General features: G+C 64.9%; 19 protein-coding genes. 17 read left to right on the top strand and 2 right to left on the bottom strand.

What is annotated here, in order from left to right:
• Nucleotides 1–5 precede the first annotated feature (5 nt).
• From DMX10_RS14700 to recX, 15 genes are all read left to right on the top strand, one after another.
• Nucleotides 6–515, top strand: a complete 510-nt coding sequence (locus DMX10_RS14700) for a hypothetical protein (RefSeq protein WP_111261772.1) — start codon at nucleotides 6–8, stop codon at nucleotides 513–515.
• A complete protein-coding gene (locus tag DMX10_RS14695) occupies nucleotides 515–2,275 on the top strand; it encodes a hypothetical protein (protein WP_111261771.1) in 1,761 nt (586 codons plus the stop codon). Before DMX10_RS14700 ends, DMX10_RS14695 begins: the two co-directional genes overlap by 1 nt.
• Nucleotides 2,276–2,683 (top strand): hypothetical protein, encoded by a 408-nt coding sequence (locus DMX10_RS14690; protein WP_111261770.1) that lies wholly within the window; start codon nucleotides 2,276–2,278, stop codon nucleotides 2,681–2,683.
• Nucleotides 2,680–4,053, top strand: coding sequence for a hypothetical protein (locus DMX10_RS14685; protein WP_111261769.1), 1,374 nt, complete (start codon nucleotides 2,680–2,682; stop codon nucleotides 4,051–4,053). Before DMX10_RS14690 ends, DMX10_RS14685 begins: the two co-directional genes overlap by 4 nt.
• A complete protein-coding gene (locus tag DMX10_RS14680; protein ID WP_146603015.1) occupies nucleotides 4,044–5,006 on the top strand; it encodes a hypothetical protein in 963 nt (320 codons plus the stop codon). Before DMX10_RS14685 ends, DMX10_RS14680 begins: the two co-directional genes overlap by 10 nt.
• A gap of 26 nt (nucleotides 5,007–5,032) precedes the next feature.
• The gene (locus DMX10_RS14675; protein WP_111261767.1) at nucleotides 5,033–5,617 is read left to right on the top strand and encodes a hypothetical protein; all 585 of its coding nucleotides are present in this window, start codon (nucleotides 5,033–5,035) and stop codon (nucleotides 5,615–5,617) included.
• Complete coding sequence (locus DMX10_RS14670) at nucleotides 5,610–5,933, top strand: hypothetical protein (RefSeq protein ID WP_111261766.1); 324 nt, start codon at nucleotides 5,610–5,612, stop codon at nucleotides 5,931–5,933. The genes DMX10_RS14675 and DMX10_RS14670 overlap by 8 nt, the downstream gene beginning before the upstream one ends.
• A gap of 9 nt (nucleotides 5,934–5,942) precedes the next feature.
• Entirely contained in the window at nucleotides 5,943–6,665 is a 723-nt protein-coding gene (locus tag DMX10_RS14665; protein WP_111261765.1) for a head decoration protein, read from the top strand.
• Nucleotides 6,665–7,321: a hypothetical protein gene (locus DMX10_RS14660; protein WP_111261764.1), complete on the top strand. Its 657-nt coding sequence runs from the start codon at nucleotides 6,665–6,667 to the stop codon at nucleotides 7,319–7,321. The genes DMX10_RS14665 and DMX10_RS14660 overlap by 1 nt, the downstream gene beginning before the upstream one ends.
• Nucleotides 7,321–7,731 carry a hypothetical protein gene (locus DMX10_RS14655; RefSeq protein ID WP_111261763.1) on the top strand — a complete coding sequence of 137 codons (411 nt, stop codon included), beginning with the start codon at nucleotides 7,321–7,323 and terminating at the stop codon, nucleotides 7,729–7,731. The genes DMX10_RS14660 and DMX10_RS14655 overlap by 1 nt, the downstream gene beginning before the upstream one ends.
• 42 nt (nucleotides 7,732–7,773) lie before the next feature.
• Entirely contained in the window at nucleotides 7,774–8,250 is a 477-nt protein-coding gene (locus tag DMX10_RS14650) for a hypothetical protein (RefSeq protein WP_111261762.1), read from the top strand.
• Nucleotides 8,247–8,759 carry a lysis system i-spanin subunit Rz gene (locus tag DMX10_RS14645; protein WP_111261761.1) on the top strand — a complete coding sequence of 171 codons (513 nt, stop codon included), beginning with the start codon at nucleotides 8,247–8,249 and terminating at the stop codon, nucleotides 8,757–8,759. Before DMX10_RS14650 ends, DMX10_RS14645 begins: the two co-directional genes overlap by 4 nt.
• A gap of 331 nt (nucleotides 8,760–9,090) precedes the next feature.
• Nucleotides 9,091–9,603 (top strand): CinA family protein, encoded by a 513-nt coding sequence (locus DMX10_RS14640; protein WP_111261760.1) that lies wholly within the window; start codon nucleotides 9,091–9,093, stop codon nucleotides 9,601–9,603.
• Between the two features lie 85 nt (nucleotides 9,604–9,688).
• Nucleotides 9,689–10,738, top strand: a complete 1,050-nt coding sequence (gene recA, locus DMX10_RS14635; protein ID WP_111261759.1) for a recombinase RecA — start codon at nucleotides 9,689–9,691, stop codon at nucleotides 10,736–10,738.
• Nucleotides 10,739–10,743: 5 nt separating this feature from the next.
• Nucleotides 10,744–11,211, top strand: a complete 468-nt coding sequence (recX, locus tag DMX10_RS14630) for a recombination regulator RecX (protein WP_111261758.1) — start codon at nucleotides 10,744–10,746, stop codon at nucleotides 11,209–11,211.
• 52 nt (nucleotides 11,212–11,263) lie between these two features.
• On the opposite strand, the gene DMX10_RS14625 is transcribed toward recX, so the two are convergent.
• A complete protein-coding gene (locus DMX10_RS14625; RefSeq protein ID WP_111261757.1) occupies nucleotides 11,264–12,343 on the bottom strand; it encodes a TIGR00730 family Rossman fold protein in 1,080 nt (359 codons plus the stop codon).
• A 364-nt stretch (nucleotides 12,344–12,707) separates the two neighbouring features.
• Here DMX10_RS14625 and DMX10_RS14620 point away from each other — a divergent pair, with 364 nt between their 5' ends.
• Nucleotides 12,708–12,902 carry a hypothetical protein gene (locus DMX10_RS14620; RefSeq protein WP_111261756.1) on the top strand — a complete coding sequence of 65 codons (195 nt, stop codon included), beginning with the start codon at nucleotides 12,708–12,710 and terminating at the stop codon, nucleotides 12,900–12,902.
• 11 nt (nucleotides 12,903–12,913) lie between these two features.
• Here DMX10_RS14620 and DMX10_RS14615 read toward each other — a convergent pair whose 3' ends face one another.
• Nucleotides 12,914–13,330: a quorum-sensing-regulated virulence factor family protein gene (locus tag DMX10_RS14615; RefSeq protein WP_111261755.1), complete on the bottom strand. Its 417-nt coding sequence runs from the start codon at nucleotides 13,328–13,330 to the stop codon at nucleotides 12,914–12,916.
• 712 nt (nucleotides 13,331–14,042) lie between these two features.
• Here DMX10_RS14615 and DMX10_RS14610 point away from each other — a divergent pair.
• Nucleotides 14,043–15,710 carry an OmpP1/FadL family transporter gene (locus DMX10_RS14610; protein WP_111261754.1) on the top strand — a complete coding sequence of 556 codons (1,668 nt, stop codon included), beginning with the start codon at nucleotides 14,043–14,045 and terminating at the stop codon, nucleotides 15,708–15,710.
• The last annotated feature ends 42 nt before the right edge of the window (nucleotides 15,711–15,752 follow it).

The following is a 15,752-nucleotide window of genomic DNA, read 5'->3' as shown; positions in this document are numbered from 1 at the left end:
CAACCATGATCCCGGACGTCATGCTCGGCGGTATCCCGCTGAAGGGCTTCTGGAGCGGACCCGTGCTGCAGGAGTATTCGCCGATTGGCGGATCGACTGTTGTGCGGCGCTCTGGCGGTGCGGCGGTGAAGATGCAGCACTGGCGGAAGATGAGTATCAGCCTGCGCGGCAGCGGCTGGATGGGCCCAGGGCTTTCGGCTCTGGACTTCAGCCAGCCGCTGGAGCTGCGCTGCACGAAGCAGCTCTCTATCAGCACCACTTCGCTCACCGGCTCCATCGTCGGTACCGCGCGCCCTGACAAGGCGCCCTGGGCGCTGGCGCTGGTCGGCCGCGAGTGGATGGAAACGCCTGTCGCCATGACCGGCAACGCCTTCACCATCACCGAAGTACCGGGCGCCGCTCTCTACCAGGTCTGCTGGATGCCGCAATTCACGGTGTTCTGCGAACCGCCGCCGGAGTCCATGGACCCGCAGGCCAACACCCACGACTGGACCATCACCGCCGAGGAAGTCTGATGCAACTGAATGGCTCGCCGATCAACGGGGCTCCGCTGAACGGCGGCCTTGCTGTGGGCGCTCCACCGGCGCCGGTGACGATTGATCCTGTGGTGTCGGTGCTGTGGTCGGTTCGGCTGATGCTCAACGGCGTGGACTCCAGCCACCTGCTGGCGGGTTCCATCAGCATCCAGAGGGAGGAGGGCGCCCGCAGCATCGCCGACTTCGACCTGCAGTTCCTGGGCGAAGCGGTGAACCCGGCCAGCTACCAGGGCCAGAAGGTCGAATTGTCATTCATGGTCTGGAATGGCTCTGGCTGGGATGCGGCGCTGTGCTTCCGAGGGCAGATCACCGGCCCGCAGTTCAACCTGCAGACCCGGGTGCTCTCCTGCGAGTGCAGCGACCGCCTCAACGAGATCGTGGAGGCCATGGACGTGGCCGGCATAGACGCCATCACCGGCGGCCTGTGGTCGGCGGATGTGTTCGAGGAGGTCGAGGGGCGCTCGCGCTGGGACTATGCATCCGAGCGGATGAGCACCCGTCCGGCAAGCCTGCAGCTCAGCCTGGAGGGCGCGCTGCAGGTAACGGAGTGGGCGCCGACCCCCGAGCCGCACTTCATCGTCCCGGCCGGGGCGGTGCTGTTCGAGTCCATCGAGTGGATACCGGTGGAGCTGAGCGAGCGGATCAACGTCGTGGAGATCGAGGGCGACTACCGGTTCCCTCGGCTGCGTGAGCGCCACCAGCCGTTCTTCTGGGAGCATCCGTCCTGGGTTGGCCTGACAGTTATCGACGGCTTCTGCTTCAACCACCGTGAGGACGGAACCGAGCTGCCGGATATCGCAATGGTCACTCAGGCCAGCGAGGATGCCGGCTATCAGGCGATCATCAACGTCGTATGGGAACGGCTTCCGCCAACTGGGTCCGGGGCTCTGTGTGACCCGCCGTCGGGCTGGACCAACCCTTACCCTGACCTGCTGGTGCGCGCCACTTGGGACAGCGCCATGCGCTGGGTCCAGCCGGTGACGGAGCAGTACAAGCTGCGCATCGAGGCGCCGGCCAGCGTGACCCAGGCGGGCGAGGTGATCGACCGGGAGCGGGTGGCGATCGAGACCGAGAGCGACCGCGCCGACTCCTTCGAGGATGCGACCTTTACCGGGCCGGACGCAGATGCAGTGCAGGATGCCCTGGGCGACTGGGTGGTGGACATTCGCGAGGACGAGCGACGGGCCCAGGCCTTGAGCTGCCTGATGCACGTCGGACGGGTGAAGATCCTTGGCGCCCACCGAGGCAACCGGTTCGGCTACCAGCTCCCGACGGCGGACTGCCTCGCTATTCGCCTGGAGCACACCGGGCGGGTAGAGGACGTGATCCTGGGGCGCAACATCGTCTGCCAGGCTCGGATGTTCAGCATCGCGCACCAGTGGGACCTGGACAGCGGCTCGGCCGTCACCTCGATTCAGTTCGCGGTGAGCCAGGGCGGCGGTGATGACACCGACCCGCTCACCGTTCCGGGCGCCCCGGCCAGCACGCCATCCGGCGAAGTGCCGGTGCTGATCCAGCTGCCGACCCAGCTCTCCGGCCACGTCGACAGCCCGCCCTACGACGAGGACCTGCTCGGGTTCTCCGGCAACTACACCAACTACAACTCGACGCAGGACAAGTTCGAGCGTCGCTTCGACCTGGAAGCACCGGAACAGCCTGCCGACCACCGTGACGAGTACGAGGTGGAGCAGGCGCAGACCTACAGGGTCGCTGTGCCGAACGACCTCCTGGAGCTGTAAATGACCCTTGCCCAAGAACGCGCCGCTATCCGCGCTGGGGTGAGTTCGTCCCGAGCGAGCTCGCTGAAGCGTGATCTGAACAGCCTGGAAACCAGCCGCCGGCGCACGCAGGAGCTGAACACCATCGAGCGCAAGGGCTTGCGCCCGGCGACACGGGGCCGTGGCGTCTGGGTAGAGCCTGCCGCTACCGGCGGAACAGGGGAGGGCGTGGCCTGGCCTCTGACCGAGCAGACCAAGGTGGATGGCGACGGTGACACGGTGCCGGACCGCACCTACTACGCCGACCTGGTGCTGACCACCAGCGAAGGCATTTTCACCTTGGAGATTCCACCGGTGCACATCATGAAGTTCCGCGACGCGGACAACGTGGCGGATCACCAAGTGATCCTGGCGGAGCCGAAGCGATGATGAACATCGGCGGCGTCCCGACCGACGCCGTAAACGTTTGGGGCTGGCCCTGGCATGGCCTGATACGTCCGGCGGCCAACCCCAGCCAGGGCGAAATCGTGCTGCCCAACGGACAGACCAAGGAGCACCCGCTGACGGGCAGCACGAACTACCGCATCTACGTGCCCGGCACGCCCGCAGTCGTGCGCACCCCGGAGCAGCTGGCAGCCGATGAGGCTGCAGGCCGTGAGTGGTGGAACGAGGCGATCCTCAGCGGGACCTCCCTCTACGGCCAGGACCTGGGCGGCTGGCTCTACTGCTCGCCGGACGGGACGCGCTGGATCATCAACCTGGATGGCGCCCAGGCGCGGCGCATGGGCGAGTTCGGAAAGCCCCCACAAACCAAGGCCATAACGGTGACCTGGCCGGCGGACAACGGGCAGAGCACCCCGAGCCTGGATTTCGGCGAGGGCGAAGCGCCGGTGTTCCAGTGGCCGGTCCCGATCGACATCAGCAGCGACGGCCGCAAGGCCATCTTGATGCTGTACATGCGTGACGTGGCCTACGGCCCGCTGGAGCGGCCCATGCCGGTGGGGTTCCTGCTGGTGGAGGTCACCGGCGGCGCCGCTACGCCGTTCGCTGCCAACATCACCGTGCTCTACACCCGGGCCGAGACACTGGGAACCTCGGGCTACACCTCCGACCTGGTGGTGGAGCACGACGGCACCGGCAACCCCATCTCGGCGAACGGCACGGAGACGCGGGAGATCATCGACCGGATCTGGGCGGCCTGGTTCAACGAGTCCGGTGTGCCGATCCCGTGCCTGCTGTACCGGCGCGAGGAGGCCGAGCAGCACATGACCGTCGATGGCGGCACGAAGCGATCGAGGTTCCTCTGGCAGCTGAAGGTCGATGAGACCCAGGCCTGCGAGATGGACCTGGCCAGCCTGTTCAATGAGTCGCCGCCGGGCACCATCACGGCTTCCGGCACCCTCAACGGGGAGACGATCTACAGCCAGACCTTCTCTGGCGAGGAGTCGCCGGTTGATGCGGTCGGGCCGCTGACTCTGCGCGAACGCCTGATGCCGCGCGACTCTATCGGCGGCGTCCTGGCTGGCGATCATGCGGACATCGTGGCGTTCTCCAACAACCTGATCGGGCTCTACGTGAGCCTGCAGGAGACTGGGGCGCCCCAGACAGTGCACCGCTACATCGGCGCTGCCTGCCCGACTACTCCGCTTGGCCCGCTGGTCATGAACGAGAGCCACCAGGCAGCGATCGTCACGTTCCCCGACCGCAATCGCCTGTATGGGCCCAGGCCCTACTGCGCCTGGAACCCTGTTACTCACATCGCCTCGGCCTTGTCGGCTGGGATCGTAGGATGGATCTGATGGCCAAACCTTTGTTCGTGAACAACTGGACGGCGACCCTGCAGGCCGAGCTGGCCGCCGGCGCCACCAGCATGACCGTGGAGACCGACCGCGCTGCGTTGCTCACCGGCCTGACTGGTGGCGACTACTACCTGGCTACCCTGGTGGGCTTCGATGTGGCGGGCCAGGAAAACGCCTGGGAGATCGTGAAGGTCACCGCCAATGCGTCGGGCGTGCTGACCGTCGCTCGTGCCCAGGAAGGCACCGCCGACAGACTCTGGCCCTCGGGTAGCAAGGTCAGCGGCCGCGCCACGGCGGGTCAGCTCGCTCTGCTCCGCGACTCCGGTGGCGGAACTGGCCCTGGCGGCGGCATCGACGACGTGACCGACGATGGCCGCCAGTATCAGCGCCGCTTCGAGGAGTGGGTGGCGGTACCGGTGTTCGAGATACCGGAGGACGCCTGGACTGACAACATCCCGGTCAGCTTCACCAACTCGACGCAGTTCCTGACCGCGAACACCGTCTACCTGGTGCCGTTCGTGCCGCCCCATGACATGACCGTCGATCAGGTGTCGATGATCATCACCACGGCGGCGGCCTCCAGCGTGATCACCATGAAGATCTACGAGTCGGATGCAGCAGGATGGCCAGGTGCTGGCTTGTCTGGTGCCTTGGGTAGCGTCTCGGCTGCTGCTACGGGCCAGGCCACTGTGACCCTGGACGTTCCGGCCGTCTTGGCTGGCGGTCGCCGCTACTGGCTGGCTGCTCACCCGAACGGCTCCCCGTTCGTTCGCGCGGCCTCTGTGGGCACACCCGTACTGGGCACCTCGGCTGACGGCAACAGCCGCTACACGCTGCTGCAGCGCTCGATCAGCTGGTCAACCGGCGCACCCGACACCTGGGAATTCCTGCGCTCCGACCTGGCCGCCGCCAACCCGCCGCTCTTCCGCCTGCACCGCGCCGCCGGCGCCTGACACCCCTGACACAAGGAGTAGCCAGCATGACGCCGGCCCGCCTAGACCTGCCCATCATTCCGGGCGCCACGCTGCAGCAGCCGCTCCTGCTGATGCAGCCTACCTACACCTACAAGCCGATCACGGCGATACAGCAGACGGCCCCGCTGAAGATGACGGTGCCAGGCCACGGCCTGCCCGGGGAATGGATGACCTGGTGCGAGGGAATCCAGCAGGGCCAGGGCCTGAACCTGGACAAGGCCACCGCCGTGGGTCGCATGACCCGCGTAGTCGACGCCGATACGGTCGAGTTCAACGACATCAACGGGCTGCAGCTGAAGGCCAGCGGAGGCGTGCTGGTCTTCCAACTGCCGGTGGACCTCACCGGCATGGTGCCCCGAGTCGAGATCCGGGGGGAGGGCGCCGAGCCCATCGTGCTCACGCTGGGCGACGGGCTGACCGTAACCGGCCTGGGCCAGCTGCTGATTGTGCTCACCCCCGAGCAGACCGCTGCCATCACCTGGACGCGCGGCGAATGGGACCTTGACCTCACCTACACCGATGGGCGCGTTGAGCGCTGGCTGCGCGGCGAGGTGGTGGTTACCGAGGGTGGAGGGTGCTGCCATGGCTGATAACCCGCCCGCAGTAGTGGTGGCGCAGCCGGTAGCGATTGTGGTTCAGCCCAGGCCGGCACCTGCCTTGGTGGTGGCCACCGGGCCGCAAGGTCCATCCGGCCGTGACGGCGCCCCGGGCGGAACGACCTTCCAGTGGGATCAGACCATCGCCCTGGCGGTGTGGACCGTCCCTCACAACCTTCAGCGCTTCCCCAGCGTCACCGTCGTTGACCACCTCGGCAACCGGGTAGAGCCCGACGTCACCTACATCGACGACAACATCGTTCAGATCATCCACGGGCGGCCCGAGATCGGCCGCGCGTACTTCAACTAGGAGCACCCCATGAAGCAAACGAACACGCTTGACCTCAACGGCTTCAAGGCCATCAACCTCGCGGACGGGGTGAATCCGCAGGACGCGGTTACCCGCTCCCAACTGGATGCGGCAATCCAGGGCTTCGCCTGGAAAGCTCCGGTGCGCGCGGCCACCACGGCGAACATCACGCTGTCCGGCACCCAGACAATTGACGGCGTCGCCCTAGTGGCCGGCGACCGCGTGCTGGTGAAGAACCAGTCGACCGCATCGGGCAACGGCATCTACCTGGCGGTCTCCGGCAGCTGGACCCGTTCTACCGATTTCGATACTGCCGCCGAGATGCTGGGCGCCGCTGTTTTCGTGAGCGAAGGCACCACCCAGGGAAACCAGCAGTGGAAGATGACCACCGATGCCCCGATCACGGTAGGCACCACCGCCATCGTCTGGGAGCAGGTCGGAGGCGGTTCGAGCTACACCGCAGGCAACGGCATCACCATCACCGGCGGTGTCATCGCGGTCGATACCTCCGTCACTGCCCGCAAGATGTCGGCCACCATCGGCGACGGCACGGCCACGACGATCACCGTCACCCACAACCTCAATACCCAGGACGTGGTCGTCAGCGTGCGCGAGGCCTCGACCAATGCCGGGGTGATCGCTGACTGGGTGGCCAACGGGGTGAACACGATTCAGCTGACCTTCGGTACGGCTCCCACCTCCGGGCAGTACCGCGTGACGGTGACCGGCTGATGCGTGCCGTAGGAGCCATAGACCCAGGCCCTATCCTCACGGTGGCATCGGCTGCGACGACAGACATCGGCGCTGCCCGCGCGAATACACTGAGCATCTCCGGCACCACCGGCATCACCTCGTTCGGGACTGCGCCGGCCGGCACAACGCGCTGGCTGACCTTCCAGGGCGTGCTGACGATCACCTACAACGCCACATCGATGATCCTGCCTGGCCTGGCCAACATCACCACGGTCGGCGGTGATACGGCTCTGTTTGTCTCGCTGGGGGGCGGGAACTGGCGGTGCATGGACTACATGCGCGTTGCCGCGATGCCGGCACTGACCATTGATAAAGGTCTCGCCACTGCCTGGGTCAACTTCAACGGCGTGACCATGTCGATCAAAGGTGCGCATAACGTCGCGTCTGTGACGCGAGTGTCGGCCGGGGTCTACACCATTAACTTCGTCAACCCGATGGCGAACGCCAACTATGCAGTCGGCTACTCGGCCGGCACGGGCAATGGGCGCTGGATGTACCTCTACAACGGGACGTTCAACACGACTGACAGCACGAGCACGAAGACAACGACGTCAGTGCGGGTGATGTTTGCGGACGGCGGCGGCAGCGCTGTGGACAACGCTGACATCTCGGTAATCATATTCGGGGGCATGTGATGAGCCAGGTAATTCTCTTGCCGGACGGTGCAGTGATGGCGGTTGCGCCTGGTATCAAAATCGAAGCTCTGGCCGCAAAAGTGGGCGGGCGCGTCATTCCGTCATCGGAAATTCCCAGGACCGAGCAGGATATCCTCACCGAGCTCACTGGCTGCGTGCAGCGCCACATGGACACCGTGGCGCGGGAGCGACGTTACGACAGCATCCTCAGCCTGTGCACCTACGCCACCAGCACCAACCCTCAGTTCCAGGCCGAGGGCCAGGCCGGCGTGGAGTGGCGAGACGCTTGCTGGGCTCTGGGCTACCAGCTGGTGGCCGACGTGAAAGCAGGCGCACCCATTCCCACCGAGGCCGAACTGCTCGCCATGCTTCCGCCGATGAGCTGGCCGCCGCAGGCCGAACCTACCTGACAGCCCCGCCAAGCGCGGGGCTTCTTGTTTCTGGAGAACACCATGGATCTACAACAGGTCCGCCGGGAGATCATCGCCCCGGCGTTTTTGCTGCTGCCTGACCGCATGGGGGGCAAGAAGGCCGAGGTGATGCTGCTGGCCATCGGGCTGCAGGAGAGCCGCTTCCTTCACCGCCGGCAGATCTACGGCCCCGCCAAGAGCTTCTGGCAGGGGGAGAAGGGTGGCGGCATGGTCCACGGCGTTCCGCGCCACGTGGCCACCATGCGCACCGCCGCGAAGGTGCTCGAAGCCCGTGGCGTGCCCCCGACCGATGACGCCATCTACGCCGCGATCGAGACCGACGACATCCTGGCCTGCTGCCTGGCGCGCCTGCTGCTGATCACTGATCCCATGGCCTTGCCGGAGATCGGGGCGCCACGTGCTGCCTGGGAGATGTACCTGCGCACCTGGCGCCCCGGTAAGCCGCACCCTGAGACCTGGCCAGCGCTCTACCAGCAGGCCGTGGAGGCAGTGCAGTGACCGCCCTGCCGGTTCGACTGCTGGTGCTGATGGTCGCCTGCGCCATAGCGGCTGTTGCCGGAGCGATGGTCAACGGCTGGCGCTGGGAGGCGAAGCTGGCCACCGCCAACCAGGTGCACGCCGACACTCTGGCCGAAATCGACCGCGCCACGGCAAGGCAGATGCAGACACAGCACGAACAGCAGGCGGACCTACAGCGTCGCCTGGCTCTCACCGAACAACAGCACTACCAGGAGCTAGCACATGCTCAGGAAAACACTGATCGGCTGCGCGCTGATCTCGCTGCTGATCGCCAGCGGCTGCTCGTCAAGGTCCGAAGTCCGGCCAGTTGCGGTGGAGTGCCCACCGCCTCCGGCGCCTCCGGCGTGGATGATGGAGCCCAGTACGCCGAACTTCACCCAGCGACTGCAGCAGATCTTGCCGCCCTCGCCGGAGATGCAGACCGCTGCGCCGTGAGGCTGAAGGGTCTGCAGGCGTGGGTCATCGAGTTGGGAACTAAGGGAAAATAGTTGCCCAGAACGGGCGAGGATGGCTGTCTAATTCTAAGTGACGCTAACCCGATTTATGCGGCCTCTGGAAGGGCTATCTCGGGATTTCCAATTAGACAGCTGGTCGCGGAAGCGCGGATGAATAAAGGCGCCGAGCTCTCAAATCACCATACTGCTGCATCATCGGCGTGTGGTCGGAGAGGTCCTGGGTATCTTTGGCCATCGGTCAGCGCATCTGTCTTGAAAGTGGGGCGGCAAGGACGTTCGGCAGGAGGGCGGCGATGCCCGGCCTTGCGCGCAAAAGGCGCTAGTGTACGGTATCCCGCTCGCCCGCTTTAACCCCGGAGTGCACATGTCCGATATCGATTCACGACTGACCGAACTGGCCGCGCGCCTTGGCCAGCAACTACGCCTCGTGGGCGCCCAGGTGACCACCGCCGAATCCTGCACGGGTGGCGGCATTGCCGAGGCGATCACCCGTATCCCCGGGAGCTCGGCCTGGTTCGAGGCGGGCTACATCACCTATTCCAATGCCCAGAAGACCCGCCAACTCGGGGTTGCGCGCGAGCTGTTCGGTCGCGTCGGCGCGGTCAGTCGCGAAGTCGTCGAAGCCATGGTGCAGGGGGCCCAGGCGGCCAGCGGTGCACGTTTCGCGGTGGCCGTCAGCGGCGTCGCAGGACCGGACGGCGGTTCGCTGGAGAAGCCGGTCGGCACCGTCTGGCTGGCCTGGGCCGATGGTGGCTCCATCCAGTCGTGCCGCTGTCAGTTCGAGGGTGATCGCCAGTCGGTCCGCCAGCAGACGGTGGCCAAGGCCCTGGATGGGGTGATCCGACTAGCTGCAGGAGAAAAAGCGTCCGAGGGGTAGGCGCGCGACTTGCCCTATGGAATAATACTGGCTACTTATACAGTTGTTGGTGGCCGTCAGGCCCTCTTGATTAGCGAGGACTTCAATGGACGAGAACAAGAAGCGTGCTTTGGCGGCTGCCCTGGGCCAGATCGAGAAACAGTTCGGCAAGGGCGCCGTAATGCGCATGGGTGATCACGATCGCCAGGCCATTCCGGCCATCTCCACCGGCTCCCTCGGCCTGGATATCGCGCTCGGTATCGGCGGTCTGCCCAAGGGCCGTATCGTGGAAATCTACGGTCCGGAATCCTCGGGCAAGACCACCATGACCCTGTCCGTGATCGCTGAAGCCCAGAAGGCGGGTGCCACTTGCGCATTCGTCGACGCCGAGCACGCGCTGGATCCCGACTACGCCGGCAAACTGGGCGTGAATGTCGATGACCTGCTGGTCTCCCAGCCGGATACCGGCGAACAGGCGCTGGAGATCACCGATATGCTGGTGCGTTCCAATGCCGTCGACGTGATCATCGTCGACTCCGTGGCGGCCCTGGTGCCCAAGGCCGAGATCGAAGGCGAGATGGGCGATTCCCACGTCGGCCTGCAGGCCCGCCTGATGTCCCAGGCGCTGCGCAAGATCACCGGCAACATCAAGAACGCCAACTGCCTGGTCATCTTCATCAACCAGATCCGCATGAAGATCGGCGTGATGTTCGGCAGCCCGGAAACCACCACCGGTGGTAACGCGCTGAAGTTCTACGCCTCCGTCCGCCTCGACATCCGCCGTATCGGTGCGGTGAAAGAGGGCGAGGAAGTGGTGGGCAGCGAAACCCGCGTCAAGGTCGTGAAGAACAAGGTCGCTCCGCCCTTCCGTCAGGCCGAGTTCCAGATTCTTTATGGCAAGGGCATCTACCGCAATGGCGAGATCATCGACCTGGGCGTGCAGCAGGGCATCCTGGAGAAGTCCGGCGCCTGGTACAGCTACCAGGGCAACAAGATCGGCCAGGGCAAGGCCAATTCCGCCAAGTACCTGGAGGACAACCCTGAAGTGGGCAAGGCCATCGAGAAGCTGATCCGTGAGCAGTTGCTCAATCGTGACGCCATCAAGGGCGAGTCCGCTGCCACCAGCGAAGTCGCCGAAACCGAAGCCGACTTCTAAACCCCGTGCCCATCGTGCTCGATAGCCCCGCCGCTGTGCGGCGGGCCGCCATGGACCTCCTGGCGCGACGAGAACATGGGCGGGTCGAGTTGACGCGCAAGTTGCGTCAACGGGGTGCTCTTCCCGAACTGATCGACAGCGCCCTCGACCGCCTTGCGGACGAGGGCCTGCTCGATGAGTCCCGTTACCTGGAAAGCTTCGTGGCCAGCCGTGCCCGTGCAGGCTATGGGCCGCAGCGCATTCGTGAAGATCTCGCTCAGCGGGGCCTGGCCAGGGATGGAATCGAGGCCGCACTGCGCGAGGCGGATGTCGATTGGGGCAGTCATCTGCGTGACGTCTGGTCGCGCAAGTTCGGCGGGGAACGACCTGCCGACGCTCGTGAGCGTGCCAAGCAGGGCCGCTATCTCGCCTACCGTGGCTATTCCATGGACATGATCGGCCGCCTGCTGCGCGGCGCTTCCCTCGACGACTGATTGCACGCCACTCGGGCCATGCGCGTTCGCGCATGGCCGTCTGGTGGGATACTCAGGCGTGGTTTGCCCAATGCTGCGGTTCGTTGATGAAGTCGATCAGTTCGCGCAGGCGCCCGTGGTCGCGTCCGTTGAAGGTGAACGCCAGGCGGATGAGGTCGCAGAACTCCGGTTCGTCCTTCTCTGACTCGCAATGGGGCCTTTGCTCGAAGCTGCCTTGCAGGCACAGGTCCGCGAAGGTTTCTCGGATTTCCGCCAGCGCAGGTTCGGTCAGGCCGTGATTCATGCGGATCAGGAAGCTGCCCTTTAGCCAGCGGCTGGAGTGGTAGTTGCCGTAGAAGCGCGCAATTTCATCGGCGGCCTCTTCGGCGCTGTGGACCAGCCGCATCAGCTTCATGTCGGTGGGCAGGATGTAGCGGTTCTGCTCCAGCTGGCGATGGAGGAAATCCAGCGCCTCCTTCCAGTAGCTGCCGTTCGGCTCATCGAGCAGCACGATCGGCACCAGCGGGCTCTTGCCGGTCTGAACCAGGGTCATCACTTCGAGGGCCTCGTCGAGGGTGCCGAAGCCGCCCGGGCAAAGCACCAGCGCATCCGCCTCCTTGACGAAGAACAGCTTGCGCACGAAGAAGAAGTGGAACGACAGCAGGTTATCCGTGCCGTCCACCGTCGCGTTGGCGTGCTGTTCGAAGGGGAGTGTGATGTTGAGTCCGAGGCTGTTCTCCAACCCCGCACCTTCGTGTGCGGCGGCCATGATGCCGCCGCCGGCACCTGTGATCACCATCAGGTCGAGCTTGGCCAGTTCCCTGCCCAGTTGGCGCGCAAGGTCGTAGATGGGATGTTCGACCGGTGTACGTGCCGAGCCGAACACGGTGACCTTGCGGCGCCGCTTGAACTGTTCGAGGACGCTGAAGGCGTGCTCCATCTCGCGGAGCGTCTGCAGCATGATCTTGGCGTCCCAGCGGTTGCGGTCGGCCTGGGCCATGCGCACCACGGTGATCACCATTTCCCGGTACAGCGCGAGGTTGCGGCTGTCACCCGGGACCGTGAGGTTGACCAGTTCGTCGACCTTCTGGTTGAGGTCGATCCCGCTGGTCTGGAAGTGTCTCGACAGGTAGTCGTCCGGTTCGTAAGGCATAGCGTTCTCCTTGCTCATCAACTGCATCGCGACCTGCGGGCCATCATTTCTGGCGGGCGAGTCGCGTCGAGCGTCATCGACGTTACAGGCGCATCCGCGCGCCTTGCGAGCGCTCGAATACAGCTTGCTTCAGCCCCCGGTTGTTTGCCAGCGGGTGTCCGTCGATACCAGAAGCATAGGAGCGCAATTGTTTCGCCGCGGCTATCGGTCGCGCTTGTCGGAATCTGTCGGCGCCGCCCTTTGCGGCAGTGGAGATGTGCCGTGCCTCGCCTAACCTGCAGGTATCGGCAAGCCGAGGACAAGGGAGGTTCGGGCCAGCGGGTCGGTCTGGGCCGTCTAGGGATGTACGGAGGGAGGGGCAGGCATGCCCAAGTTGAGTCTGGAGATCGACCTCGAGCTGTATCGCATGTTGCAACAGGCCGCCTACACCAATGGCCTCAGTCTGGAGGAGGAATGCCAGCGACGCCTGGACGGCGGCCTGCGTCGCTCGCGCTATATGGAAGCATTGCTGGCGGAGCTGCGCGCCGATGATGAGCAGCGACGCGCCGCCGAAGACTGAGCGGTCCCGCCCTACTTGGCCGGAGCAGTGCTCAGGCCGCAATCGGAGGCGGTGAAGCGCTCGTTGCTGATCGGGCGATTGGTCTTGTACTCGCTGAACTCGTAGCGCAGTGCCGCGCCGCGCGCCAGCAGTTGGCGATAGCCATTGTTGCGGCACACGCTGTTGGCCAGTTGTGCGCGCATGGAGTCCGGATTGGCGCGCATCTGCGCCGCATGGGCCTCACGCACGCTGAGATGGTTCACCAGTTCTGCCCCCGAGACGGTGTAACCCTGGTCCAGGATGTCCTCGTTGATCGCGCGCGGCGTCCCGACGCTGCTTTCCTCGGCCACTTTTTCCAGCATTTTGGTCAGCTCGAAGTCCTTCAGCGAAGCGGCCTGGACAGTCAAGGGCAGGGCGAGTACGAGGGCGATTGCGAGGGGGCGTGACATGAAAATCTCCAACGGTTGGCAGCCTTTGACCCGAGGTCGGCGCCGGTGTTCAGCGGCGACCTGAAATCGTCCGGCGTTATCGTCGGCGCATCCTGAACAAGCGCGGCTGGCAGATCAAGAGGTAATCGATCCGCTCCCGCAGACCCCGTCCCGCCTGGTTTCCTCCTTGGTAGCGGTGTGCATCCAACCCTTGGGGCGCCCGCTGCGAAATCTACCGCTTGAATCAATTGCCGCCTGGCCGGTCTGTCCCCTCAGGGGCGGATGGCGACTGGCCAGGCCAGCGCGTTCCTTCCCGACTCTTTGCGCCGTTGCGCGTAGCGGCGAAATGCTGGCCGCCGCATCTCCGCTACGAGGAGCGAGCCCCGGCCGGCGGGATGATCGGTAACACACCTGCCGGGGCTGGCTGCATCGCACAGCCGCTTTAGCTGGGTGGATCGCGTAACTCCTTGCCGGATAAGCGAAACGGCGATTTCGGCCGGCCATTGGAGACGCGCTCCCCGGGGTGTTACCGCACCGCGCGCCCCGTCGGGTCACCACGACTAAAGGTCGGGGATAGCGTGGAAAACACGGGCTGTCACAAAACAGCGGACGTCCCCGGCGTCCAGTGAGGTTGGCCTGCCGAACCCCGGAAACACTTGCGTGCCGGCCAAAGAGGAAAGCTGCTTCAACGGTGCCGAGAGGCTCCGTCAAAAAAAGTTGGGAGTCGAGAACAATGACAATAACTCGTCCTGCCGGCTGGCTCACCGCGTTCTGCGGCGGCAGTCTGGTGTTTGCATTCACCCCCCCGGTCCTGGCGTCCGGGTATCACTTCGGTTCGCAATCCGTCTCTGCCCAGGGCACTGCCCATGCCAATGGCGCGGAAGCCGCCGATCCCTCGGTGATCTTCTACAACCCTGCCGGGCTCGCCCGCCTCAAGGGCACCCAGATGACCAGCGGACTGAGCATCCTGCTCCCCAAGGGCGAATACGAGGACAAGGGATCGACCGACGTGTTCGGCAACCCCACCGGCACGGGTGATGGCGATGCCGGTTCCTACCTGCCGGACGCCGCCGTGGCGCCGAACTTCTACTTCTCCAAGCAGATCAACGACCAGGTCACGGTCGGGCTGGGGATCTTCGTGCCCTATGGCGCCAAGCTGGATTACGAAGAGGACTGGAGCGGCCGCTACGGCATCCAGTCAGCGAGCCTGGAAACGGTCAACTTCAACCCCAGCATCGCCTACCGCTTCAACGAGCATCACAGCATCGGCTTTGGCGTCTCGGCCCAGTACATCAAGTCCATCCAGCGTGGCGCGGCGGATGTGAAGGGCGCTTCGCGGCAACTGGCTGGGCAGTTCGTCGATGCCAACTACACGGAGACCTTCCTGGCTGCAGCGCTGGGCCAACTGGACCCGCAGGGCAATCTGATCCCGACCGAGATCAGCGATTGCAGCCCGACCCTGGCCCGTGATGCGTTCGTCGACTGCGTGGCGAACAACTTCGCCGATAACGTTCAGGGTGATGGCTACTTCCGCGCCAAGGGTGACGACTGGGGCTTCGGCTGGAACATCGGCTACATGTGGGAACCCACAGAGTTCACCCGCTTCGGCATCGCCTACCGCTCTCACATCAAGCACACCTTGGAGGGTGAGTCGAAATGGAGCTTTGCCGGTGTGCAGGGTGCGGTACCTGATCCTTCCACCGACCTCGGCCTGGGCAACTTCCCGGACGGCATCATTGCCGTGCTCGATCCCGATCAGTGGATCAACCCCGGTGACTTCGCCGCCACCCGCTTGCACCCCAACTCCAACGGCAGCACCTCGATCGACACCCCCGAGTCGCTGTCCATCAACGCCTTCCACCAGCTCAACGACAAGGTCGCGCTGATGGCCGACGTGACCTGGACCCGCCACTCGCGCCTGGGCACCATCGGCGTGGGGCTCGACCAGGTCGCCGGTTACCCCTACTTCAACGGCGTCACCGAGGGCGACCTCAGCGTCAAGCAGGACTGGAACGACACCTACAAGATCTCCCTGGGGATGAACTACCAGTACAGCGACGACCTGCTGCTGCGCACCGGTGTCGCCTACGACAAGAGCCCGGTCAGTGGCTCCACCACCCGCCACCCGGGCTTCCCCGACGCGGATCGCTACTGGCTGTCCTTCGGCGCCAACTACAAGCTGTTCAAGGACACCTCGGTGGACCTCGCCTACAGCTTCGTGCAGTTCGACACCGGCAAGATGGACTACACCGACACCTGCTCCCCGGCCGGCTGGGTGCCCGGCAGCGGCGGCCTGTATGTCGACAGCGGCGTGCGCTGCACCGGCAACGGCGGCAACTACAAGGGCGAGTACAAGACCCAGATCCATTTCATCGGCCTGGCGCTCAACCACACCTTCTGAGGATAGGGGGGACGGAAGGGCGGCTGCGGCCGCCCTTTTCCG

This window comes from Pseudomonas sp. 57B-090624 (genome assembly GCF_003234055.1).
GTDB lineage: Bacteria > Pseudomonadota > Gammaproteobacteria > Pseudomonadales > Pseudomonadaceae > Metapseudomonas > Metapseudomonas tohonis.
Note: the sequence above shows the minus strand (reverse complement) of the source record. Positions and strands in the feature narration are given on the sequence as shown.